The sequence below is a fragment of the Streptomyces sp. ATCC 21386 genome (assembly GCF_018728545.1).
Taxonomy (GTDB): domain Bacteria; phylum Actinomycetota; class Actinomycetes; order Streptomycetales; family Streptomycetaceae; genus Streptomyces.
In genome coordinates, this window is record NZ_JAAVVL010000001.1 from 5,811,555 (window position 1) to 5,834,425 (window position 22,871).

Consider the following 22,871-nt stretch of genomic DNA (forward strand, 5'->3'; position numbering starts at 1 on the left):
CGCAGGGAGACGACGATGAACCGGGTGAGATGTGCCGTGCCCCTCCATGTGCCGCGGCCGGCGGGACCCTGGCGCGGGGTGCAGGAGAACCTCGCGCACCTGGGCAACGCACTGGTGTACACCACGTGGAGCGAGTGGCTGCCCAGTGTCCTGACCACCCCCCGGCTGCGGGAACTGCTCGGCCGTGACTGGCACCGCTACCGGCGTACACCCGACGCCGCCGTGCGCTACCGGTTCGCCGCCGCACGGCTGCTCATCAAGTACACCGCCGCCGCGGCCCTCGCCACCCCGCCGCAGCACCTGGAGATCGCCTACCGTCTCGGCGGGCGGCCCTACCTGCGCGGCTTCGACCAGATCGAACTGAGCCTCAGCCACACCCAGGACCTGATGGCGGTCGGCCTCAGCCGCACCGGCCGTATCGGCGTGGACGTCGAGCCCGCCGACCGCCCGGTGCGCCTGGACCTGCTCCACAGCCAGATCCTCACCCCCGCCGAGGCACGCGAGGTGGCCGCGATGCCCGAGGACGGGCGCACCGCCCACATCCTGCGGCTGTGGACCCTCAAGGAGGCCTACAGCAAGGCACTGGGCCAGGGACTGCGGCTGGGCTTCAACGAGTTCGGCTTCAGCCCGGGCGGCAGGCTGCGCGCCCCCGACGGAAGCGCGGCCAGCCGCGGCGAGTGGGACTTCGCCACCCATCCGGTGATGGACCGCTATCTGCTGAGCGTGGCCTGTCACGACGCGGGCCTGAACACCGCCGACGACACCTCCGTGCACACCATGCTCGACCGCGGCTTCCTCTCCGCCATGCAGCCCCCGCCCCCGCAGGAACCCTGACACCCCCGCCCGCCCCCAGCCGCCGCGCCCCCAGGCACCACACTCAGGCGCCCCCCCGGCACCCGGCACGGCATCTCGGCGCCGCGGCCTGCCGCTCCGCCCGGACGCGGGGCACGCTGCGGCGGACCTCAAGCGGTGTCAGCGCGCTGTCAGCGGTGCGCCAGCGCGCCCCGGCACGCTGGCCGGCGGAGCGCTACGCCCGCGGGCGGCTCCCGGGCCCCCACGGTGCGGGGCCCGCACCCGACCGGCCGCCGCGGCCGGGGAAAGGAGGGACACATGCCCAGGCCCAGGCCCAGGCCCAGGCGCCCGCGCTCCGGACGCGACCGGGTCCGCGGCACCGCCGCCCCCTCCACCCGGCCCCCGCGCACCGCGCTGGAGGTGCCCCGGCAGCAGGACGACGTGGTGCGCGACGCCCTGGCCCACCGCCGCAGCGGCAGACACGTCGAGCAGCTGACATGGCGCTGGCAGGGCCCGCTGGACACCGGCCGGTTCACCGCCGCCTGGCAGTCCGTCACCGACCGCGAGAGCGTCCTGCGTTCGGCCCTCGCCCAGGGCCCGGCCGCCCCCCTCCTGGTCATCCACGACCGGGCCCGCATCGAGGTCGTCCGCCATGCCGCGGGCAGCGCCGACCTCGCCCGCACGCTGGCCGAGGACCGGGCCCGCGGCTTCGACCTGCGCCGCCCCGGCCCGCTGCGCGTCACCCTCCTGGACGCACCCGCCCCCGGCGCGCCGGCGCCGGCCCGCACGCGGATGCTGCTGACGTTCCACCACGCGCTGCTGGACACCGCCAGCGTCTTCGTACTGCTGGAGGAGTTCTGCCGGGCCTACCTCGCCGGCGGGGTGCTGCCCGGCGGCGAACGCAGGCCCGACCTGCGGGACTGGGCACGCTGGCTGGAGCGACAGGACCCCGCCCCCGCCCGCGAGCTGTGGAGCCGGGCCCTGCCGGCCGGCGCGCCGGCGCTCCTGCCACTGCTGCCCGGCCCCGACACCCGCCAGAAAGGCTGCGGCCGCGCCGAGGTACGGCTGAGCGCCGGCGAGGCCGGGCGGCTGCACCGCTGGGCCGCCGCCCGGGCCCTGCCCGACTCCAGCGCCCTGCAGGCCGTCTGGGCGCTGCTCATCCACCGCGCCCAGCGGGCGCCGGGAGGCCTGCCGGTGGGCTTCGGCGTCACCGTCTCCGGGCGGGGCATCCCCCTGGACGGCGTCGAGCGGCTGGTGGGCCCGCTGCGCACCAGCCTGCCGATGATCGTGACCGTCGACCCCGAACAGCCGCTGAGCCTGCTGCTGGCCGCCCTGCGCGACAGGGCCCTGGACATGGCGGCCTACGAATGGGTCGCCCTCGGGCAGATCCAGGAGTGGACCGGGCGCGCCGCGTCCGGCACACAGCTGGTGCAGAGCCTGGTGGCCGTGGCCTCCGGCCCCCGCCCCCCGGCCGGACTGCGGGCCGCGCTGGCCGCGGCCGGGGTGCGCCTGGAGATGGAACACGCCGACGGCGCGCACCCCGCCGTGCCCGTCGCCCTCCTCGCCCACCGCGGCGCGGACGGCTCCCTGCGCCTGACCGTGACCCACGACCGGGCCCGGGTCTCCGACCGCGACGCCCGCCTGCTGGCCGCGCACTGCGCCCGGCTGCTGCGCCTGCTGCCCGCCACCACGGGCGGCGCGAGGGTCGGCGAGGTGCTCTCCGCACTCGGCTCCGACACACCGCCCCTCATCGCGCCGCCGCGCCCCGGCCGGCGCACCGTGCGGCCCCGGCCGCGCCCCACGGATCCCCAAGGCGCCCTCGACCGGGCCCCGAGCCAGTCTTGACACCCTGAGGCGACCGACACGAAGGAGGCGCCCATGAGCGAGCGCGTTGAGGAGTTCCGGGAGATCGACATGGCGGTGTTCGGGATGGTGCCGGTGGGCATGGCACCGCTGCTCAGGCTGGCCGGCGCCGACGACGAGGACGAGGAGTTCCTCACCATCGTCCGCAGCATCGACTGACACACGAGCACCGACTCAGACACGAGCACCGACTGACACACGAGCACCGACTGACACGAAGCACCGACTGGACACGATCCAGGGCCCGTTCGAGGGGGAGGACGAGAGGGAACATGTCGCTGTCGAAGCAGCGCCCGGCCGCCGTGCGGGTGCCCGCCGAGGTCGAGGCGTTCCTGAACGACCCGGCCGAGGTCGCGGCGTTCACCACCATCCGCCCCGACGGATCGCTCCACGTGGCGCCGGTGCGCTTCACCTTCGACCCGGCCGCCGCCGTGGCCCGGGTCATGACGGTCGCCACCTCGCGCAAGGCGAGGAATCTGCTGGCCGCGCCGGGAAGCCGGGTGGCACTGTGCCAGGTCCACGGCTTCACCTGGGTGACCCTGGAGGGCACCGGCACGGTCGTCGACGATCCCGCACGGGTGACGCTGGGCGCGGGGCTCTACGCCAAACGCTACTGGTCCGCCCCGCCCAACCCGCCCGGCCGGGTCGTCATCGAGATCGCGGTGGACCGCGTCCTGCACCTCAACACCTGACCCACCACCCCGGGGGGACGGCCCACCGGCACACGCGGGCAAAAAAAGAAGGGGGCGGCACCGGGACAGCGCCCGGCACCGCCCCCGCAACGCGCCCCGGAGCCCGCCCTACGCCGACGCCGGCGGCGGGGTGCCCTCGGCCCACAGCAGCCGGAACGACAACAGGCTCAGCCGCCACCCCGCGGCCGTGCGGCGGGCCTCGCCGTCGACGAACGTGCCCGTGGCGAACAGCGGCTCCAGCTCCCCCTGCGGGCGGGCATGACGCGCATGGTGCACATGGGTGGAGATCAGGTTGGCGCGCAGCACGGCCCGCTCGCCCTCCACCCTCACCACGGGCGCAGAGCCCAGGTGCTGGGTGGCCGCGAACGCCCCGAGCGCCGCACGGTGATAGGCGGCCATGCCCTGAACGCCCTGGTGCCGGCTGATCGGGAACGCCACGACGGCGTCCTCGGTGAACAGGCCGGCCGCCCAGGTGTCGTCGAGCTTTTCGTCGTCGAGGGAGACGAAATAGCGGGCCAGGAGATCGGCGACGTCGGCACGGGATCCGCCGGCCGTGACGGGGCGGTCCCCGGGCCGAGGAGAATCATCGATGGTCCGAATGGAGTTCATGCCTGAGAATGCCGCCGATACACCCGTGCCCGGCAAGTGCATTTGACAAAGATCTGACGTTCCCGACGTTCTTCTGGCATTCCTTGCAGAAGACCTGTACCTATGGCTATTTACCGCCGTCGAAAACCCTCGCGATACTGGCCGTACACCAGTGAGGAAGAGGACAGATGAATTTCTTCGACGCGGACGTCATTATTGTGGGGGCGGGTCCCACCGGACTCATGCTCGCGGGTGAACTGAGACTCAACGGAGTCTCGGTTACCGTGCTGGAAAAGCTGGCCGAGCCGATTCGTGAATCACGGGCCCTGGGATTTTCGGCGCGGACCATCGAGGAGTTCGCGCAGCGCGGACTCATGGCCCGGTTCGGTGAGGTCGGCGTCATTCCGGCCGGTCATTTCGGCGGCGTGCCGCTGGACTACCAGGTGATCGAGGGCGGCTCCTACGGCGCCCGCGGCGTCCCCCAGGCCCGCACCGAGGGCGTCCTGGGCGGCTGGGCGGTGCAACTGGGCGCCGTGGTGCGCCGCGGCGTCGAGGTCACCGGCGTGGACCTCGACGACGACGGCGTGAGCGTCACCGTCGCCGGCACGGGCGGCGCCGGCACCCTGCGCGCCCGCTACGTGGTGGGCTGCGACGGCGCCCGCTCCCTGGTGCGCCGGGCCGCCGGCATCGACTTCCCCGGCACCGAACCCACGCTGGAGCTGCGGTTCGCCGACATCACCGGCGTGAGCCTGCGCCCCCGCTTCAGCGGCGAACGCGTGCCCGGCGGCATGATCATGGTGATGCCGCTCGGCCCGGACCGCTGCCGCGTCATCTACTACGACGCCGCGCAGCCCGTGCGCACCGCCGAGGGCCCGATCACCTTCGAGGAGGTCGCCGAGGCGTTCGGGCGGCTGTCGGGCGAGGACATCAGCGGCGCCACCCCGCTGTGGGTCAGCTCCACCACCGACGTCAGCCGGCAGGCCGCCCAGTACCGCAAGGGCCGCGCCCTCGTGGCCGGCGACGCCGCCCACATCCACCTGCCGATCGGCGCGCAGGGCATGAGCGCGGGCATCCAGGACGCCGTCAACCTCGGCTGGAAACTGGCCCTGGAGATCAAGGGCCAGGCCCCCGAAGGACTGCTGGACACCTACCACAGCGAACGCCACCCCGTCGGCGCCCGCATCCTGACCAACACCCTCGCCCAGCGCAGCCTCTACCTCGGCGGCGACGACATGGAACCGATGCGCGAGGTCTTCTCCGAACTGGTGCGGGCACACCCTGCCGTCCAGCGCCACCTGGTGGGCATGGTCACCGGCCTGGACATCCGCCACGACGTCGGCGGCCCCGACCACCCGCTGCTGGGCCGCCGGCTGCCCGAGCGCGACCTGGTCGTCGCCGGCGAGAAGGTCTCCAGCACCACCCTGCTGCACGCCGGCCGGCCCGTACTGCTCGAACTCGGCGGCGACCACGGTCTGGCCCGCGCGGCCGCCGGCTGGCGAGACCGCCTCGAGACCGTCGCCGTCGACTTCGACTGCGACGTGCCCGTGGACGGCATCCTCGTCCGCCCCGACGGCTACGTCGCCTGGGTCGGCCCGGCCGGCACCGGCGCCGACGGCCTCACCGACGCCCTCACCCGCTGGTTCGGCCCCACCGGCTGACCACCGCCGGCCCGCCTGAACCTCACCTCACCCACAGGAAGCGAAGGACCCATGCCCAAGATCTCCGCCGAGGACAAGCACCTGACCGTCCTCAACCTGTTCACCACCGACGCTCCCGAGAAGCAGGACAAGCTGATCGAGGAGATGACGAAGATCGTCGACGCGGCGACGTACGAGGGCTGGATGTCCTCCACCGTGCACGCCGGAGTCCAGAGCCCCGGCACCGCCAACTTCATCCAGTGGCGCAGCGGCGAGGACCTGGAGAAGCGGTACGCGGGCGAGGAGTTCAAGCACCGCACCCTGCCGGTCTTCGGCGAGATCACCACCTCCATCCGCCTGCTGCAGAACGAGGTCGCCTTCGTGCTGACCCAGCCCGGCCAGGGCGGCGTCGCCGACATCGGCCCGCACCGCGACGACTACACCGTCATCGGCGTCTTCGGCGTCGAGGCGAGCGACCAGGACGAACTCCTCGACGCGCTCGGCGAGGGCCAGCGCTGGTTCCTGGACGTGCCCGGCTTCGTCTCGCACATCGTCCTCAAGGGGCTGCGCGCCCGCGGCCTGGACGGCTCCTTCGTCGTCTCCTACTCGCAGTGGGAGAGCAAGGAGGCCTTCGAGGCCTACCGCGACCAGGCGGCCGAGCAGTGGCCCGAGGACCGCGCCAAGGCCGTGGGCCGGGTCCGCGCGGTCGCCACCTCCGCGGACGTGAACACCTACCAGGTGGTCCACACGCGTTCCGCCGGCGAGTGAACCCGGCGCGTCCTCTGTGACGCGCCGCCCCTCCCGCACGCCTCCGGAAACCTCCGGCCGCCCACGGTGTGCCGCCCGCTCCGGAGGCGTACGCATGCCCGCGCCCGCACCACCACCGCACCCGACCAGCGGCGCCCGCGATCCCGCCCGCGCCCGACCACCGGCGCCCGTGTTCCCGCCCGCGCCCGACCAGCGGCGCCCGTGTTCCCGCCCGCGCCCGACCACCGGCGCCCGCGATCCCGCCTGTGTCCAGGCCCCGCCGGCAGCGGCTCCGGCCGGACTCAGGCGCTGCGCGGGCCGGGCGCTACCGCCGGGCCGCACTGTCGAGGCGTCGTGAGAACCGGCGCCCGCGCCGGCCGAACGAAGCGAACCCCTCCACGCACACGCCGAGGAGCCAAACCTATGCACAGCACGCTCATTGTCGCCCGGATGACAGCCACCTCGAGCACCGACGTGGCCCGGCTGTTCGCCGAGTTCGACCGGACCGAGATGCCCCACCGCATGGGAACACGGCGCCGCCAGCTGTTCTCCTACCGGGGCCTGTACTTCCACCTCCAGGACTTCGACGAGGACAACGGCGGCGAACTGATCGAGGCCGCCAAGCAGGACCCCCGCTTCGTGGGGATCAGCGCCGACCTCAAGCCCTTCATCGAGGCCTACGACCCCGCGACCTGGCGCTCCCCGGCCGACGCGATGGCCACCCGCTTCTACCACTGGGAGGCGTCCGCGTGAGCCGGCGTCGCGTTGTCATCACCGGCATCGAGGTGATCGCCCCCGGCGGTGTGGGCCGGGAGAACTTCTGGCAGCTGCTCAGCAGCGGCCGCACCGCCACCCGCGGCATCACCTTCTTCGACCCCTCGCCCTTCCGCTCCCGGGTGGCCGCCGAGGCCGACTTCGCCCCCTACGAGCACGGCCTGAGCCCCCAGGAGGTCCGCCGCCTGGACCGGGCCGCGCAGTTCGCCGTCGTCGCCTCGCGCGGCGCGGTCGCCGACAGCGGCATCGACCTGGCCGCGCTGGAGCCCCACCGCGTCGGCGTCACCGTCGGCAGCGCCGTCGGCGCCACCATGGGCCTGGACCAGGAGTACCGGGTCGTCAGCGACGGCGGCCGCCTCGACGTACTGGACCACACCTACGCCGTGCCGCAGCTCTACGACTACATGGTGCCCAGCTCCTTCGCCTGCGAGGTCGCCTGGGCCGTCGGCGCCGAGGGCCCCTCCACCGTGGTCTCCACCGGCTGCACCTCCGGCATCGACTCCGTCGGCTACGCCGTCGAACTGGTCCGCGAGGGCTCCGCCGACGTCGTGATCGCCGGCTCCTCCGACGCGCCGATCTCACCGATCACCATGGCCTGCTTCGACGCGATCAAGGCCACCACACCCCGCCACGACGAACCCGAGTGCGCCTCCCGGCCCTTCGACAAGACCCGCAACGGATTCGTCCTCGGCGAGGGCGCCGCGTTCTTCGTCCTGGAGGAACTGGCAAGCGCCCAGCAACGCGGAGCGCACATCTACGCCGAGATCGCCGGCTACGCCACCCGCTCCAACGCCTACCACATGACGGGCCTGCGCCCGGACGGCAAGGAGATGGCCGAGGCCATCGACCTCGCCCTCGCCGAGGCACGGCTCAACCCTCAGGCGATCGACTACGTCAACGCCCACGGCTCGGGCACCAAGCAGAACGACCGCCACGAGACCGCCGCGTTCAAACGCAGCCTGGGCGAGCACGCCTACCGCACCCCGGTCAGCTCCATCAAGTCGATGGTGGGCCACTCGCTCGGCGCGATCGGCTCCATCGAGATCGCCGCCTCCGCGCTGGCCATGGAGTACGACGTGGTCCCGCCGACCGCGAACCTGCACCACGCCGACCCCGAGTGCGACCTCGACTACGTGCCCGTCGTCGCCCGCGACCAGCTCATCGACGCCGTCCTGACGGTCGGCAGCGGCTTCGGCGGCTTCCAGAGCGCCATGGTGCTCGCCAGCCCGGAAAGGAGCCTTCTATGACCACCTCCGCGGTGGTGACCGGCCTGGGCGTCGCCGCGCCCAACGGCCTGGGCGTCAAGGACTACTGGTCCGCCACGCTGTCCGGCAAGCACGCACTGGGCCGGGTGACCCGCTTCGACCCCTCCGGCTACCCCAGCCGGCTGGCGGGCGAGATCCCCGCCTTCGTGGCCGAGAACCATCTGCCCAGCCGGCTGCTGCCGCAGACCGACCGGGTCACCCGGCTGGCACTGGTGGCCACCGACTGGGCGCTGGAGGACGCCGGAGCCGACCCCGCGGCGTTCGCCGCATTCGACATGGGCGTCATCACGGCCTCCGCCGCCGGCGGCTTCGAGTTCGGCCAGGGCGAACTGCAGAACCTGTGGAGCCGCGGCAGCCAGTACGTCTCCGCCTACCAGTCCTTCGCCTGGTTCTACGCCGTCAACAGCGGCCAGATCTCCATACGCAACGGCATGAAGGGCCCCGCCGGGGTCGTCGTCAGCGAGGGCGCCGGCGGCCTGGACGCCGTCGCGCAGGCACGCCGCCAGATCCGCAAGGGCACCCCCCTGATCGTCACCGGAGCGGTCGACGCCTCCCTGTGCCCCTGGGGCTGGGTGGCGCAGCTGACCACCGGCAAACTCTCCACCAGCGACGAACCCGACCGCGCCTACCTGCCCTTCGACCGCGACGCCCGCGGCTACGTGCCCGGTGAGGGCGGCGCCATCCTCATCACCGAGGACGCCCACAGCGCCCGCGCGCGGGGCGCGAGGATCTACGGCGAGATCGCCGGCTACGGCGCCACCCTCGACCCCCGGCCCGGCAGCGGACGCCCGACCGCCCTGCGCAAGGCCCTCGAGATCGCCCTCGCCGACGCCGGCGCCGACGCCCGCGACATCGACGTGGTCTTCGCCGACGGCGCCGGCGACCCGGCCGGCGACCTGACCGAGGCCCGCGCCCTCAACGACGTCTTCGGACAGCGCGGCGTGCCCGTGACCGTGCCCAAGACGATGACCGGCCGCCTGTACTCGGGCGGCGCGCCGCTGGACCTCGCGGCCGCCCTGCTGTCGATGCAGGACGGACTCATCCCGCCCACGGTGCACACCGACCCGTGCACGGACTACGGGCTCGACCTCGTCCTCGGCCGGCCCCGCCCGGCCGAGGTGCGCACCGCCCTGGTCCTGGCCCGCGGCAACGGCGGCTTCAACTCCGCCATGGTCCTGCGCCGCCCCGCCTGACCCGCCGGACACCAGCCAACGACCCCCCCTTTCGACGAAAGGACGCACACCCATGACCGCCAAGCTCTTCACCCTCGCCGACCTCAAGCGCACCCTCACGGAGGCCGCCGGAGTCGCCGAGGGCGTCGACCTCGACGCCGACATCCTCGACACCGAGTTCGAGGTGATCGGCTACGAGTCCCTGGCCCTGCTGGAGACCGGCAGCCTCATCGAACGCGAGTACGGCATCTGCCTGGACGAGGAGGCCGTCGGCGAGGCCAACACCCCGCGCGCCTTCATCGACGTCGTCAACGCGCAGCTCGCGCCCGCCCAGGCCGCCTGAGAAGGAGCACCCGCGACATGAGCGACAACACCACCGCGAAGGTCGCCGTCGTCACCGGCGCCACCAGCGGCATCGGCCTGGCCTGCGCACGCCTGCTCGCCGCAACCGGCCACCGCGTCTTCATCGGCGCCCGCAACGCCGACAACATCGCCGCCACCGTCAAGGACCTCCAGGCCGAGGGCCTTGAGGTGGACGGCGCGGTCGTCGACGTCCGGGACAGCGCCTCCGCCGACGCCTTCGTCAGGGCCGCCGTCGACCGCTTCGACACCGTCGACGTCCTCGTCAACAACGCCGGCCGCTCCGGCGGCGGAGTGACCGCCGACCTCACCGACGACCTGTGGCAGGACGTGCTGGAGACCAACCTCACCAGCGTCTTCCGGATGACCCGCGCCGCACTGACCACCGGCGGCATGCGCCACAAGAACCGCGGCCGCATCATCAACATCGCCTCCACCGCCGGCAAGCAGGGCGTCGTCCTCGGCGCCCCCTACTCCGCCTCCAAGCACGGCGTCGTCGGCTTCACCAAGGCCCTGGGCAACGAACTGGCCCCCACCGGCATCACCGTCAACGCCGTCTGCCCCGGCTATGTGGAGACCCCCATGGCCCAGAAGGTCCGCCAGGGCTACGCCGCCGCCTACGACACCTCCGAGGACGCCATCCTCGCAAAGTTCCAGGCCAAGATCCCCCTCGGCCGCTACTCCACACCCGAGGAGGTCGCCGGCCTCGTCGGCTACCTGGCCTCCGACACCGCCGCCTCCATCACCTCCCAGGCCCTCAACGTCTGCGGCGGCCTGGGCAACTTCTGACCGACCCGACCTTCTACGAGGAGAACCTCATGACCACACGTGAGGTCGAGCACGAGATCGGCATCGACGCCCCCGCCGCCGCCGTCTACCACCTGCTCGCGGACGTGACCAACTGGCCGCGGATCTTCCCGCCCACCATCCACGTCGACCGGCTTCAGACACAGGCCGACCAGGAACGCATCCGCATCTGGGCCACCGCCAACGACACGCCCAAGGACTGGACCTCGCACCGGACCCTGGACCCCGACCGCCTGACCATCACCTTCCGCCAGGAGATCCCCGCACCGCCCGTCAAGCACATGGGCGGCACCTGGATCATCGAACCGCTCGGCGAGACGCGCTCGCGGGTGCGCCTGCTGCACGACTACAGCGCCCTCGGCGACGACCCGCACGACCTGCTGTGGATCGAGCGGGCGGTCGACAACAACAGCACCTCGGAACTCGCCGCGCTCAAGGAGAACGTCGAGCGTGCGCACGCCGCCGACACCCAGGAGCTGACCTTCTCCTTCACCGACACCGTGCACATCGCCGGCAGCGCCAAGGACGTCTACGACTTCGTCAACGAGGCCGACCGGTGGGCCGAGCGGCTGCCGCACGTGGCCGTCGTACGCCTCACCGAGGACACACCCGGCCTGCAGGAACTGCAGATGGACACCCGCGCCAAGGACGGCTCGGTGCACACCACCAAGTCCTACCGCGTCGTCTTCCCGCACCACAAGATCGCCTACAAGCAGGTCACACTGCCCGCACTGATGACCCTGCACACCGGCGAATGGACGTTCACCGAGACCCAGGAGGGCACCACCGCCTCCTCGCAGCACACCGTCACCCTCAACACCGACAACATCGCGCGCATCCTCGGCCCCGACGCCACCGTCGCCGACGCCCGCGCGTACGTGCACACCGCGCTGTCCACCAACAGCCGCGCCACCCTGTCCTACGCCAAGGCCCACGCCGAGCAGAAGCGGGCCTGACCGTGACAGCGACACGCCTCACGGCCGATGTGGTCATCGTCGGGGCCGGTCCCGTCGGGCTGATGCTCGCCGGTGAACTGGCCCGCGACGTCCACGTGGTGCTGGTGGAGAAACGGCGCGCCCCCGACACCACGTCGCGGGCCTCCACCCTGCACGCCCGCACCATGGAGATCTTCCAGAGCCGGGGCCTGATACCCGATCTCGGCCAGCCGCCCAGCGAGGTGCGCGGGCACTTCGGCGGCATCCCCCTCGACCTCACCCTGCCCAGCACCCACCCCGGCCAGTGGAAGGTGCAGCAGACCAAGACCGAGGCGGTCCTGGAGGAGTGGGCGCTGGCCTCGGGCGCGGAGCTGAAGTGCAAACACGAACTGGTCGCCGTCGGTGAGGTGGGGGACTGGGTCGAACTCGAAGCCCTCGGCGACGAGGGCGTCCTGCGCCTGCGCTGCCGCTACCTGGTGGCCTGCGACGGCGAGGACAGCACCGTGCGCCGCCTGATCGGCGCCGACTTCCCCGGCCAGGACGCCCGCCGGGAACTGCTGCGCGCCGACATCGCCGGCATCCACATCCCCGACCGGCGCTTCGAACGCCTGGAGCACGGGCTCGCCATCGCCGCGCGCCGCCCCGACGGCGTGACCCGCGTGATGGTGCACGAGTTCGGCTCCGGCGCTGGGCGGCGCTCCGCGGACGCCCAGTTCGAGGAGATCATCACCGTCTGGAAGCGGGTCACCGGCGAGGACATCAGCGGCGGCACCCCGCTGTGGGTCAACGCCTTCACCGACGCCTCCCGGCAGCTGACCCACTACCGGCACGGCCGGATCCTGTTCGCCGGCGACGCCGCCCACCAGAAGATGCCCATCGGCGGCCAGGCCCTCAACCTCGGCCTGCAGGACGCCTTCAACCTCGGCTGGAAACTCGCGCTGCACCTGCGCGGCAAGACCGGCGAGGACCTGCTGGACACCTACCACAGCGAACGGCACGCGGTGGGCCGGCGCGTCCTGGCCAACATCAGGGCCCAGGCCCACCTGCTGCTCGGCGGACCGCAGGTACAGCCGCTGCGCACCCTGCTGGCCGAACTCATCACCCAGCAGGACGTCCGCACCCACCTCGCCTCGATGATCAGCGGCCTGGACGTGCGCTACGACATCGAGGGCGAGCCCCACCCGCTGCTCGGCGCCCGGATGCCGCACACCGCCCTGCACACCGCGCTCGGCCGCGTCCACCCCCCGCGCCTGCTGCGCACCGGCGGCGGCGTCCTGGTCGACCTGCGCCCCGGGGCCCCCACCGAACCGCCGGCCGGCTGGGCCGACCGGGTCAGCACGGTGGCGGTCCGCGCCGAGGACCCCGCCCTCCTCGACGGCGCCGAGCGCCTGCTGCTGCGCCCCGACGGCCACATCGCCTGGGTGGGCCGGGGCGCCGCCGACACCGGCCTTGAGCAGGCCCTGACCCGCTGGTTCGGCCCGCCCAAACCGGTGCCCCGGCTGGAGTACTGACCCCCCACCCCCGGACACCCCCCACCCCCGGACCCCCCACCCCCCCGCGCCCTTCGCACCCTTGCCCCTCTTCTTCTTTCCTCTCCCCGCCCCGCCGGTGACCGCCACCCCCTTGCCGGGCCCGACATGATCCCGTAGCCAGGAAGGAACAACCCCTATGCAACCCGTGGAAGGCACCGCGATGGACACCGACGTCATCGTCGTCGGGGCCGGCCCGACCGGACTGATGCTCGCCGGTGAACTGCGCCTGGGCGGGGCCCGTGTGGTCGTGATCGAGAAGCTCGCCGCCCCCACCGGGCAGTCCCGCGGCCTGGGCTTCACCGCCCGCGCCATGGAGACCTTCGACCAGCGCGGCCTGCTGCCCCGCTTCGGGCAGGGCGAGAGCCTGCAGACCAGCCCGATGGGCCACTTCGGCGGCACCGTCTTCGACTTCACCGTGCTGCCTGACGCCCACTTCGGCGCCCGCGGCATCCCTCAGGGCGACACCGAGGCGGTACTGGAGGCCTGGGCGGCCGAGTCCGGCGCCGACATCCGGCGCGGCTGGGAGTTCGTCTCCCTGGCCGGCGGCCACCTGGACGGCGACACCGTCGAGATCACCGTCCGCACCCCCCAGGGCGAGCAGCGCACACTGCGCGCCGCCTACCTGGTGGGCTGCGACGGCGGCGCCAGCCGGGTGCGCCGGGCCGCCGGTTTCGACTTCCCCGGCAGCGACGCCCGGCGCGGCATGTACCTCGCCGACATCACCGGAGTCACACTGCGCCCCCGTCACCTGGGAGAGCGCTACCCGGGCGGCATGGTGATGTCCGCCCCGCTCACCGAGGACGTCTGGCGCATCATCGTCTGCCCCGACGGCCAGCCCGCCCACGACCGCGAGCGCACCGTCACCTACGCCGAGGTCGCCGAGGCCTGGCGGCACATCACCGGCGAGGACATCGGCGCCGGCAGCGCCTCCTGGGTGAGCTCCTTCACCGACGCCACCCGCCAGGCCTCCGCCTACCGGCGCGGCCGCGTCCTCCTGGCCGGCGACGCCGCCCACATCCACCTGCCCGCCGGCGGCCAGGGCCTGAGCACCGGCGTGCAGGACGCGGCCAACCTCGGCTGGAAACTGGCCGCCGTGCTCCGCGGCGACGCCGGCGAGGCCCTGCTGGACACCTACCACGACGAACGCCACGCCGCCGGCCGCCGCCTGCTGATGAACACCCGCGCCCAGGGCACCGTCTACCTCGGCGGCGCCGAGTCCGAGCCGCTGCGTGAACTGTTCACCGAACTCATCGCCCACGACGACGTCAAACGCCACCTGGCCGGCCTGGTCAGCCACCTCGACATCCACTACGACCTGTCCGTGCCCGGCGAACCCCAGGCGCCCGCCCACCCCCTGACGGGCCGCCGGATGCCTCCGCGGCTGCTGGTCGGCGCCGCCGGCGAGATGCGTGTCGCGCAGCTGCTGCACACCGGACGCGGCGTCCTGCTGGACCTGGCCGACGACGCGCGCACCCGCCGCGCGGCAGTCGGCGGGGAAGACCGGGTCGACGTCGTCACCGCGACACTGAAGCCCGCCGACGGACCCGACGCGCTGGCCGCCGCCACGGCCGTCCTGATCCGCCCCGACGGGTACGTGGCCTGGGCGGCCGACGGCGCCACGACGGCCGGCCTGGAGCCGGCGCTGCGGCACTGGTTCGGCCCCGCCCGCTGACCGGCGGGCAACAGGCGGCCGAGCCGGCCGGACGGCGGGGCACCTGGTGACCGGGTGCCCCGCCGCGGCACGCCCCCGCCCCGCCCCGCCGCGGCACGCCCCCCGGCCCGACACCAGCAACCCCCGGCCGGCACGCGACAACCCGCCCGGCCGGCACGCAACGGCCCCCGCCGGTACGGCAACAGTGCGCCGATCGGTACGGCGAACAGTGCGCCGCCCACGGCAACGGCCCCCGCAGCGCCTCGTCGAGACGCTGCGGGGGCCCTCGCGTGCCGGCCGGGCCGGTCAGACCGGGACCGCCTCGACGATCGAGACCGCCGAGGCCGTCTCCACCACACGCTCCAGGCGGAACCCGGCGCGCAGGAGCAGGTCGGCGTACTGGGCGGCGGTGCGCTCCCTGCCGCCGACCAGCAGCATCAGCCACAGGTCGACGAGCTTGCCCGAGTGCGGCTCGTCGCCGTCCTGCGGGATCACCATCTCCACCAGCAGCAGACGGCCCTCGGGCCGGATCGCGGACCGGACGTTGCGCAGGATCTGCAGCGCCTGCTCCTCGGGCCAGTCGTGGACGATGTGCTTGAGCACATAGGCGTCCCCGCCCTGCACCACCGGGTCGAACAGCCCGCCGGCGTGGGTGGTGCAGCGATCCGCGACGCCCTGCCCGGCGAGGAACTCGGCCGCGCCGTTGCCCTCCACCCGCGGGTCGGACAGGATGCCCCGCACCCCGGGTGCCTGCCGCAGGATGCCCGAGAGCAGCCCGCCGCGTCCGCCGCAGAAGTCGACGACCGTGGCGAAGCGCGAGAAGTCGTAGGCGGCGACCACCGGTCCGGTCTCGGTGTCCGACATGTTGCCCATGCCCCGGATGAACACCTCGCCGTACTCCGGGTTCTGCTCCAGGTACTCGAAGGCACCCATCCCGCGGTGCTTGGGCAGGCTCGGCTCGCCGGTGACGACCGAGTCCAGCAGACGGCTCCAGTCCTCCCAGTGCGTGGGGTGGCCCATCAGGACGGCGAGGTCACGCATCGTCATGGGATGCCCGGCACGCAACGCGTCCGCCATGGGCGTCAGTTCCCAGGTGCCGTCCGGGCGTCCGGCGAAGACACCGTGCGAGGCGAGCAGCCGCAGCACCCGGCCCAGGGCGTCGGCGTCGGCACCGGTGCGCTCGGCGAGCTGCTCGACACCGAGCGGGCCGTCCGCGAGTTCCTCGGCGACCCGCAGCCGTGCCACGACATGCAGCGCCTGCGTGACCATGGACCCCATGCACAGCTCCAGCAGGGCGAACGGCGCAGGCGCCAGCTGACGGCTCTGCCGCTGCAGATCCGCACGGGCCTTCTCCGCTTCCCGGACGACGTGCGGGGGCGGCAGTTCGGGCATCAGATTCCTCCAGGACAGGGGCGGAAAAGACAAGGCCCCGACCGCCGGAAGGGACCGGCCACCACCGTAGGGACGGGCCTTGGCGCGGCCCTGGAGAGCGACTCGGACCCCGCTGGAGTTTCGGCGCACCGGTTTGACAACGCCCCGAAGGACCCCGCCCGCACGACGACACCGCCCGTTCGGCGGCGGCCATGAACCGGATCCTCCGCTCCCGCCCCGACCACAGCGCATCCACCCCCATGCGGAGTGCCCCGTGCCCCCGGGCCGCGGCCCCACGCCTGCCGCGCCACCGCCGGGCTCCGCGGGGAGCGCCCCGGCGGGCGCGCACCACATCCGGCGCAGAGCGGCTCGCGGTCCGCTCGACGCACGCCGGAGAACGACGCCCGCCCGCCGGGCCGCTCGGCATTCTGGCCGGGCATCCGCTTGCCGAGCCGCCCCGCACCGACCTCATGGAGGCTGCCTGTGTCCCCTCACCCCAAGACTCCCGACGCCCCCGCGCCGACCGGCGTGTGGCTGGTCGGGGCGCGCGGATCGCTCGCCACGACGGCGATCGCCGGCTGCGCCGCGCTGACGGCCGGACTGATACCGCCCACGGGCCTGGTCACCGAGACCGGCGCCTTCGCCGACAGCGGCCTGCCCCCGCTGCCCTCGCTGGTCTTCGGCGGCCACGACACGGCCGCCACCCCGCTGGCCAAACGGGCCGAGGACCTCGCCGCCCAAGGGGTGCTGCCGCACTGGATGCCGGCCGCGGTCCGGGAGGAACTGGCCGCCGCCGAGAGGCGGATCCGCCCCGGCGTGCCCCTGCCCGGCGACGGACGCGGCCACGAGGAACTGACCGGCGTCCTCGCCGGACACCTGCGGGAGTTCGCGCACACCACCGGCGCGGCCCGCACGGTCGTGGTGAACGTCGCCACCACCGAACCGGCCCCCGAGCCCGGCGCCTGGCCCGCCAGCTCCCTGTACGCGGCCGCCGCCCTGCGCGTGGGCTGTTCCTACGTCAACTTCACGCCCTCGACCGGGCTGCGCCACCCCCAGCTCGCCGTGACCGCGCCGGTGACGGGCCTGCCGTACGCCGGCCAGGACGGCAAGACCGGGCAGACGCTGCTCCGCTCGGTGCTGGGGCCGATGTTCGCCCAGCGGGCGCTCGCCGTGCGGGCCTGGTCCGGCACCAACCTGCTGGGCGGCGGCGACGGGGCCTCGCTCGCCGACCCGGCCGCGGCGGCCGCGAAGAACGCCGGCAAAGAACGGGTCCTCACCGACACCCTCGGCACGACGCCCGAGGGCGAGGTGCACATCGACGACGTCCCCGCGCTCGGTGACTGGAAGACCGCCTGGGACCACGTCGCCTTCGACGGCTTCCTGGGGACCCGCATGGTCCTGCAGACGATCTGGCAGGGCTGCGACTCCGCCCTGGCCGCCCCGCTGGTCCTGGACCTGGCCCGGCTGCTGGCCCGCGCCCATGAACGCGGCCTGTCCGGCCCGCGCCCCGAACTCGCCTTCTACTTCAAGGACGCCGACCCCGGCGCCCCGGCCTCCCTGGCCGAGCAGTACACCCGCCTGCTCGCCTTCGCCGAACGCCTGAAGGACCCCCGATGAGCACACCGGCAGAACCGAAAGAACCGGCAGGACCGGCAGGACCGGCAGGACCGGCAGGACCGGCAGGACCGGCGGGACCGGCAGGACCGGCGGGACCGGTGGGAGTGGCGGGACCGGTGGGAGTGGCGGGACCGGTGGGAGTGGCGGGAGTGGCGGGACCGGCGGCCTGGCCGGCGTGCGGGCCGGCACCGTCCCGCACGCTCGCCGCTCGCCTTGCAGCCGCCCGCCCGCCGGCCCCTCGCCCCGCGCCCGGGGACACCGTGCGGGCCTGGGCCGGACCGCTCAGGCTCCCGGCGCTCCCGCGCGTCGCCGGTGACACGCCCGCGGGGGCACGGCCGGGGCGCCGGGTGAGCGCGGCATGAGCGGGCTGCGCCTGGGATACGGCACCAACGGGCTGACCGACCTGCGCCTGGACGACGCCCTCGCGCTTTTGGCCGACCTCGGCTACGACGGCGTCGGACTGACGCTCGACCACATGCACCTCGACCCGCTCGCCCCCCACCTCACCGCCCGGACCCGCCGCGTACGGCAGCGGCTGGACGCGCTCGGACTCGGCGTGAGCGTGGAGACCGGCGCCCGCTACGTCCTCGATCCCCGCCGCAAGCACGGCCCCAGCCTGCTGGACGAGGACAAGGACGCCCGCTGGGCCCGCGTCCGGCTGCTGATCCGCGCGGTCCGCGTCGCCGCCGGCCTCGGCGCACACGCCGTCCACCTCTTCAGCGGCGTCCTGCCGGGCGGCGTGGACCCGGGCACGGGCTTCACCCGGCTGACCGACGCGCTCGCCCCGGTGCTGGAGGCCGCCGAGGAGGCCGGAGTGCCGCTGGCCGTCGAACCGGAGCCCGGCCATCTGCTGGCCGACCTCGCCGGCTTCCACCGGCTGCGCACCGAACTCGGCGACCCCGGCGCACTGGGCCTGACGCTCGACATCGGCCACTGCCAGTGCCTGGAGCCCCTTTCGCCGCAGGAGTGCGTGCGCCAGTCCGCGCCCTGGCTGAAGCACGTACAGATCGAGGACATGCGGCGCGGGGTGCACGAGCACCTGCCGTTCGGCCAGGGGGAGATCGACTTCCCGCCCGTGCTGCGGGCCCTGGAAGACAGCGGCTACCAAGGGCTGACCGTGGTGGAACTGCCCCGCCACTCCCACGCCGGGCCCGCCCTCGCCGCGCACTCCCTGGACTTCCTGCGCAACGGAGGGACGAGATGAACGCCCCCATCGCCACCGCACCGCACCTCTGGCTGGAGCAGGCCCTGGCCCAGGCCGCCGCCCGCACGCCCGGCTGGACGCTGCGCTTCGCCGAAGCCGGCCGCCGCTGCGGGCCCGGCGCGCTCCAGGCCCGCGTGCGGCTGCTGGCCGCGGCCCGCCCCGGCCCGGCCGAGGTGAGCCTGCTGTACCGGCAGGGCACGCCCGCCGAGCGCCGCGCCGTCCTGCTGGCCCTGCCCCGCCTCGACCTCCCGGCGGCGGACGGGGTGCCGCTGGTGCAGGACGCCCTGCGCACCAACGACACCGGTCTGCTGGCCGCCGCCCTCGGCCCGTACGCCGCCCGGCACCTGGACGCCCACACCTGGCGGCACGCCGTCCTGAAGTGCCTGTTCACCGGCGTTCCCGTGCGCGGTGTGGCCCGCCTCGCCGAACGGGCCCACGCAGACGGGGAGCTGGCCCGCATGCTGCGTGCCCACGCCGCCGAGCGCACCGCCGCCGGCCGGCCTGTCCCCGAGGACCTCGACCACGTGCTCGCCCTGACCGGGCACCCCCAGGACCCCCCGCCCGGCCCCTAGCCCCCCTTGCCCGCCCAGCCGACCGAGCACCGACCGAGCACCGAGCGAGGAGAACGGCGTTGCGCATCTTCGACCCGCACATCCACATGACCTCACGCACCACCGACGACTACGAGGCGATGCGCGCCGCCGGTGTCCGCGCGGTGGTGGAACCCTCCTTCTGGCTGGGCCAGCCACGCACCTCGGTGGCCTCCTTCGTGGACTACTTCGACGCGCTGCTGGGCTGGGAGCCGTTCAGGGCCGCCCAGTACGGCATCGCCCACCACTGCACGATCGCCCTCAACCCCAAGGAGGCCAACGACCCGCGCTGCGCACCGGTCCTGGCGGAACTGCCCCGCTATCTGGTCAAGGACCGGGTCGTGGCCGTCGGCGAGATCGGCTACGACTCGATGACCCCGGCCGAGGACACCGCGCTCGCCGCCCAGCTGCAACTGGCCGCCGACCACCACCTGCCCGCCCTCGTGCACACCCCGCACCGCGACAAGCTCGCCGGACTCCAGCGCACCCTGGACGCCGTGGCCGCATCCGCGCTGGACACCGGCCGGGTGCTGCTGGACCACCTGAACGAGACCACCGTCGCCGCCGCCCGCGACAGCGGCTGCTGGCTGGGGTTCTCGGTCTACCCGGACACCAAGATGGACGAGAACCGGATGGTGGCGGTGCTCAAGGAGTACGGGCCCGAACGGGTCCTGGTCAACTCCGCCGCCGACTGGGGCAGGAGCGATCCGCTGAAGACGGCGAAGGTGGGCCGGGCCATGCTCGCCGCGGGCTTCGACGAGGACGACGTGGACCTCGTGCTGTGGCGCAACCCGGTCGCCTTCTACTCCCTCTCCGGCCGCCTCGACCTCTCCCTCACCGCCACCGGACCCACCCACCAGGGCAACTCCGTGCTGCGCGGCACACCCGTCCGGAATCAGCCCCTCCCCAGGGCTCGACCCGGTCTTTAACTCAGCTCAGGGACCGGTCGAGATACGTCCCGGAACATCAAGGGCGTCCGACTCCGGCTGTGGTCAAGACGACTCACGAAAAAGGTCTCCGCCGTGAAAAAGATCGCCTCGTCGGCCGCGCTGTCCGGGCGGGCCGAACGGATCGCCGAACGCGCCCGCCCCGACAACTTCAAGAAGCCGCCCCGCCGTATCGAGAAGTCCGAGTGCATCACCTGCGACACCTGCCTGCGCAGCTGCCCCGCGGAGTTCGGGGCCATCTTCGACCGCGGCCTGGACGTGGTGATCATCCCCGAGCTGTGCTCGGGATGCCCCGCGTGCGTGCTGGAGTGCCCCGTCGACTGCATCTACGTCGACGAGGACTGGACGCCGACCGACGAGGCGATGTGGAACCACATCGGGCTGACCGCCGAGGAAACCCCGTGAGAGGCCAGGAACGGGCCGAGTCCCGCCGCGCCGCCAACGCCCGCAAGCGGATCAGCCGCCGCCCCAGCCGGCTCGGCATCCCGGCCGGCACCCAGAAACCCGACCACGCCTTCGACCCGGACGCCGGCTTCCCCGCTCTGCTGAAGGACACCTGGCGCCGCGCCGAACAGGCCGCCGGCCTGCGCTCGTTCGTCGAGGTGCTGCTGACCCTCGACGGGCACGTCCCCGCCGACGTGCAGCTGCGCGCGCTCGGCACGGCGCAGGAGGCCGCGCTGCAGGCACTGTGCGCCCTGTCCTGGCGCGAGGAGAACACCCCCGCGCCGGCGCCGGCGCCGGGGGAGGGGCGGGAAGCCGCCTTCCTCGGCGAGATCGGGCTGTCCACCGGCGGCCGCATCAGGGTGCGGGTGCCCGGGGACGAGCCGCTGGAGCGGCACGAACTGGTCGGCGGGGCACGGCAGGTGCCCTGGACGGCCCGCACCCTGCAGACCTACCAGGAGCTGCTGCGGCACGCCGCCGAACGCGAGGACCGCTCGGCCGCCGACTGCCGCACCTGGCTGCACCAGCAGGGCGAAGAAGGCCGGCAGGAACTGCTGGAGCAGGCCAAGGAAGCGGCCCTGCGCACCGCCCCGTTCGTGCTGTACCAGCAGGACAAGCTGTACACGAACTTCCGCGGCCCCAACAATCTCACCGGCAAGACCCTGTGGCCCGGCCACCCCGACTGCACCCTGAGCGACCTTCAGCAAAGGCCGCTGGACCTGTGGTCCGACAGCGAGGTGCAGCTGCTGGTCTGCCTGACCCTGCTCATCCGCTCGGCCGGCCCCGGCCGGGTGGAGGAGGCCAACGGCACCCAGCTGACCGTCGGCCACGTCGCCCACATGCTGGAGCGGATCCGCCGCGGCTACAACAGCGTGCTGGGCGGCGAGACCATCGCCCCGGCCGCCTCACAGGACATCCGCGCGCTGGACGCCCTCGCCGTCTCCTTGCGCGCGCACCGCCCCGCCACCCAGCGCGGCGCCCAGCTCTACCGCGAGATCCACGGCGCGCTCATGCACAAGATCGAGCGGGTGGCCGCCGCCCCGGGGCAGCGGGCCCGCGCCCGTGAGGACGCCGTCCGCACCCGGCTGAGCGAGAGGCTTCCGCTGGCCGGCACCACGCTGGCCGAACTCGGCGACCATCTCGCCGCCTCCCCCCACTGGCTCGCCGACCCGCACGGCGACTTCGAAACCGGCCTGGAGTCCCTGGTCCACGAGACGGTCGCGGCGACCACCGAGGCGTTCGAGGCCGACTTCACCATGAGCCGCGGCATGCGTTCGCTGCCCGAACTGATCTCGGCCCTGCGCGAGGAACGCTGGGCGGAGATTTGCGACTGGGACATCACCCGCTTCTTCTGCTGCGTGGTCCCCGACCCCCGGGCAGCCCGCCACTTCGGCGGCTCCCCGGCCGCCCTCGCCGACGCGGCCTGGGCGATGTCCTCGCGCATGCAGTACAACTCCTGGCACTTCATCGCCGGCAACCTGCCCCGCGAACCCGAGGTGAGGGACCGCGACCACTTCGTGCCCCCCACCATCCCCGACATCTCCTTCCACTCCGACCAGCACCACCACGGGCACGTCAACAACAACGTGCGGTTCGCGCTGCGCACCCCGCAGACGGTCGAGGTCGACGGACACCGGTTCCACGGCTTCATGGACCTCAGGCTGCTGCGCTGCGCCGGCGAGCCCTTCGACGAGCAGGACCTGCTCGCCGCGCACCGCGTGTCGGCGTTCGTCGCCCGCGCCACGACCCTGGTCGCCGCGATGGCCGCGGCCGGCCGGCCCGTCGAGGTCACCGCCTTCGACTCCCCGTGGCACTGGTCGGCCATCGCGGGCGGCACCGACGCCACCGACGCCGGGCAGGTCCGCCGTGCGTCCTGACCCCCGCGG

Annotated in this window: 22 protein-coding genes; 20 read left to right on the forward strand and 2 right to left on the reverse strand. The window is 73.5% G+C overall.

From position 1 onward, the window contains the following. Window positions 1–15: 15 nt before the first annotated feature. The 4 genes from GWK25_RS24955 (at window position 16) to GWK25_RS24970 (ending at window position 3,347) form a co-directional block, all read left to right on the forward strand. A complete protein-coding gene (locus GWK25_RS24955) occupies window positions 16–834 on the forward strand; it encodes a 4'-phosphopantetheinyl transferase superfamily protein (protein WP_215453124.1) in 819 nt (272 codons plus the stop codon). A 276-nt stretch (window positions 835–1,110) separates the two neighbouring features. Continuing rightward, window positions 1,111–2,637, forward strand: coding sequence for a condensation domain-containing protein (locus tag GWK25_RS24960; RefSeq protein ID WP_215453127.1), 1,527 nt, complete (start codon window positions 1,111–1,113; stop codon window positions 2,635–2,637). A 33-nt stretch (window positions 2,638–2,670) separates the two neighbouring features. Further along, on the forward strand, window positions 2,671–2,814 hold the full coding sequence (locus GWK25_RS24965; protein WP_215453129.1) for a hypothetical protein: 144 nt from the start codon (window positions 2,671–2,673) through the stop codon (window positions 2,812–2,814). A gap of 113 nt (window positions 2,815–2,927) precedes the next feature. Beyond that, the gene (locus GWK25_RS24970) at window positions 2,928–3,347 is read left to right on the forward strand and encodes a pyridoxamine 5'-phosphate oxidase family protein (RefSeq protein WP_215453131.1); all 420 of its coding nucleotides are present in this window, start codon (window positions 2,928–2,930) and stop codon (window positions 3,345–3,347) included. A gap of 108 nt (window positions 3,348–3,455) precedes the next feature. Here GWK25_RS24970 and GWK25_RS24975 read toward each other — a convergent pair whose 3' ends face one another. After that, window positions 3,456–3,956, reverse strand: a complete 501-nt coding sequence (locus tag GWK25_RS24975; RefSeq protein ID WP_215453134.1) for a nuclear transport factor 2 family protein — start codon at window positions 3,954–3,956, stop codon at window positions 3,456–3,458. A 167-nt stretch (window positions 3,957–4,123) separates the two neighbouring features. Between GWK25_RS24975 and GWK25_RS24980 the strand changes: the two genes are divergently transcribed. The 10 genes from GWK25_RS24980 to GWK25_RS25025 all read left to right on the forward strand — a co-directional run bounded on the left by GWK25_RS24980 (window position 4,124) and on the right by GWK25_RS25025 (window position 14,836). After that, window positions 4,124–5,593 (forward strand): FAD-dependent monooxygenase, encoded by a 1,470-nt coding sequence (locus tag GWK25_RS24980; protein WP_215453136.1) that lies wholly within the window; start codon window positions 4,124–4,126, stop codon window positions 5,591–5,593. Window positions 5,594–5,644: 51 nt separating this feature from the next. Further along, the gene (locus tag GWK25_RS24985; protein WP_215453139.1) at window positions 5,645–6,340 is read left to right on the forward strand and encodes an antibiotic biosynthesis monooxygenase; all 696 of its coding nucleotides are present in this window, start codon (window positions 5,645–5,647) and stop codon (window positions 6,338–6,340) included. 402 nt (window positions 6,341–6,742) lie between these two features. Beyond that, window positions 6,743–7,072 carry a TcmI family type II polyketide cyclase gene (locus GWK25_RS24990; RefSeq protein ID WP_215453141.1) on the forward strand — a complete coding sequence of 110 codons (330 nt, stop codon included), beginning with the start codon at window positions 6,743–6,745 and terminating at the stop codon, window positions 7,070–7,072. Continuing rightward, window positions 7,069–8,340 (forward strand): beta-ketoacyl synthase, encoded by a 1,272-nt coding sequence (locus GWK25_RS24995; protein WP_215453143.1) that lies wholly within the window; start codon window positions 7,069–7,071, stop codon window positions 8,338–8,340. The genes GWK25_RS24990 and GWK25_RS24995 overlap by 4 nt, the downstream gene beginning before the upstream one ends. After that, a complete protein-coding gene (locus tag GWK25_RS25000; protein WP_215453145.1) occupies window positions 8,337–9,551 on the forward strand; it encodes a ketosynthase chain-length factor in 1,215 nt (404 codons plus the stop codon). The genes GWK25_RS24995 and GWK25_RS25000 overlap by 4 nt, the downstream gene beginning before the upstream one ends. 52 nt (window positions 9,552–9,603) lie before the next feature. Beyond that, window positions 9,604–9,873: an acyl carrier protein gene (locus tag GWK25_RS25005; RefSeq protein WP_215453147.1), complete on the forward strand. Its 270-nt coding sequence runs from the start codon at window positions 9,604–9,606 to the stop codon at window positions 9,871–9,873. Between the two features lie 17 nt (window positions 9,874–9,890). Then, on the forward strand, window positions 9,891–10,679 hold the full coding sequence (gene fabG / locus GWK25_RS25010) for a 3-oxoacyl-ACP reductase FabG (protein ID WP_215453149.1): 789 nt from the start codon (window positions 9,891–9,893) through the stop codon (window positions 10,677–10,679). 29 nt (window positions 10,680–10,708) lie between these two features. Continuing rightward, complete coding sequence (locus tag GWK25_RS25015) at window positions 10,709–11,653, forward strand: aromatase/cyclase (protein ID WP_215453152.1); 945 nt, start codon at window positions 10,709–10,711, stop codon at window positions 11,651–11,653. 2 nt (window positions 11,654–11,655) lie between these two features. Then, window positions 11,656–13,143, forward strand: a complete 1,488-nt coding sequence (locus tag GWK25_RS25020) for an FAD-dependent monooxygenase (protein WP_215453155.1) — start codon at window positions 11,656–11,658, stop codon at window positions 13,141–13,143. A 157-nt stretch (window positions 13,144–13,300) separates the two neighbouring features. Next, entirely contained in the window at window positions 13,301–14,836 is a 1,536-nt protein-coding gene (locus GWK25_RS25025; RefSeq protein WP_251829024.1) for an FAD-dependent monooxygenase, read from the forward strand. A gap of 285 nt (window positions 14,837–15,121) precedes the next feature. Here GWK25_RS25025 and GWK25_RS25030 read toward each other — a convergent pair whose 3' ends face one another. After that, window positions 15,122–16,207 (reverse strand): methyltransferase, encoded by a 1,086-nt coding sequence (locus GWK25_RS25030; protein WP_215453157.1) that lies wholly within the window; start codon window positions 16,205–16,207, stop codon window positions 15,122–15,124. Window positions 16,208–16,669: 462 nt separating this feature from the next. Here GWK25_RS25030 and GWK25_RS25035 point away from each other — a divergent pair, with 462 nt between their 5' ends. From GWK25_RS25035 to GWK25_RS25060, 6 genes are all read left to right on the forward strand, one after another. Then, a complete protein-coding gene (locus GWK25_RS25035) occupies window positions 16,670–17,803 on the forward strand; it encodes an inositol-3-phosphate synthase (protein WP_308404312.1) in 1,134 nt (377 codons plus the stop codon). Window positions 17,804–18,161: 358 nt separating this feature from the next. Further along, window positions 18,162–19,007 carry a sugar phosphate isomerase/epimerase gene (locus GWK25_RS25040; RefSeq protein WP_215453160.1) on the forward strand — a complete coding sequence of 282 codons (846 nt, stop codon included), beginning with the start codon at window positions 18,162–18,164 and terminating at the stop codon, window positions 19,005–19,007. After that, window positions 19,004–19,579: an EboA domain-containing protein gene (locus tag GWK25_RS25045; RefSeq protein WP_215453162.1), complete on the forward strand. Its 576-nt coding sequence runs from the start codon at window positions 19,004–19,006 to the stop codon at window positions 19,577–19,579. Before GWK25_RS25040 ends, GWK25_RS25045 begins: the two co-directional genes overlap by 4 nt. A 59-nt stretch (window positions 19,580–19,638) precedes the next feature. Further along, window positions 19,639–20,526, forward strand: coding sequence for a TatD family hydrolase (locus tag GWK25_RS25050; RefSeq protein WP_215453165.1), 888 nt, complete (start codon window positions 19,639–19,641; stop codon window positions 20,524–20,526). A gap of 93 nt (window positions 20,527–20,619) precedes the next feature. Continuing rightward, a complete protein-coding gene (locus tag GWK25_RS25055) occupies window positions 20,620–20,949 on the forward strand; it encodes a 4Fe-4S dicluster-binding protein (protein ID WP_215453168.1) in 330 nt (109 codons plus the stop codon). Next, window positions 20,946–22,862: a hypothetical protein gene (locus GWK25_RS25060; protein WP_215453173.1), complete on the forward strand. Its 1,917-nt coding sequence runs from the start codon at window positions 20,946–20,948 to the stop codon at window positions 22,860–22,862. Before GWK25_RS25055 ends, GWK25_RS25060 begins: the two co-directional genes overlap by 4 nt. Window positions 22,863–22,871 lie beyond the last annotated feature (9 nt).

Coding starts and splice junctions, on each gene's coding strand:
- GWK25_RS24955 (WP_215453124.1), top strand. CDS start 16: ATGAACCGGGTGAGATGTGCCGTGCCCCTCCATGTGCCGCGGCCGGCG.
- GWK25_RS24960 (WP_215453127.1), top strand. CDS start 1,111: ATGCCCAGGCCCAGGCCCAGGCCCAGGCGCCCGCGCTCCGGACGCGAC.
- GWK25_RS24965 (WP_215453129.1), top strand. CDS start 2,671: ATGAGCGAGCGCGTTGAGGAGTTCCGGGAGATCGACATGGCGGTGTTC.
- GWK25_RS24970 (WP_215453131.1), top strand. CDS start 2,928: ATGTCGCTGTCGAAGCAGCGCCCGGCCGCCGTGCGGGTGCCCGCCGAG.
- GWK25_RS24975 (WP_215453134.1), bottom strand. CDS start 3,956: ATGAACTCCATTCGGACCATCGATGATTCTCCTCGGCCCGGGGACCGC.
- GWK25_RS24980 (WP_215453136.1), top strand. CDS start 4,124: ATGAATTTCTTCGACGCGGACGTCATTATTGTGGGGGCGGGTCCCACC.
- GWK25_RS24985 (WP_215453139.1), top strand. CDS start 5,645: ATGCCCAAGATCTCCGCCGAGGACAAGCACCTGACCGTCCTCAACCTG.
- GWK25_RS24990 (WP_215453141.1), top strand. CDS start 6,743: ATGCACAGCACGCTCATTGTCGCCCGGATGACAGCCACCTCGAGCACC.
- GWK25_RS25000 (WP_215453145.1), top strand. CDS start 8,337: ATGACCACCTCCGCGGTGGTGACCGGCCTGGGCGTCGCCGCGCCCAAC.
- GWK25_RS25005 (WP_215453147.1), top strand. CDS start 9,604: ATGACCGCCAAGCTCTTCACCCTCGCCGACCTCAAGCGCACCCTCACG.
- fabG (WP_215453149.1), top strand. CDS start 9,891: ATGAGCGACAACACCACCGCGAAGGTCGCCGTCGTCACCGGCGCCACC.
- GWK25_RS25015 (WP_215453152.1), top strand. CDS start 10,709: ATGACCACACGTGAGGTCGAGCACGAGATCGGCATCGACGCCCCCGCC.
- GWK25_RS25025 (WP_251829024.1), top strand. CDS start 13,301: ATGCAACCCGTGGAAGGCACCGCGATGGACACCGACGTCATCGTCGTC.
- GWK25_RS25030 (WP_215453157.1), bottom strand. CDS start 16,207: ATGCCCGAACTGCCGCCCCCGCACGTCGTCCGGGAAGCGGAGAAGGCC.
- GWK25_RS25040 (WP_215453160.1), top strand. CDS start 18,162: ATGAGCGGGCTGCGCCTGGGATACGGCACCAACGGGCTGACCGACCTG.
- GWK25_RS25045 (WP_215453162.1), top strand. CDS start 19,004: ATGAACGCCCCCATCGCCACCGCACCGCACCTCTGGCTGGAGCAGGCC.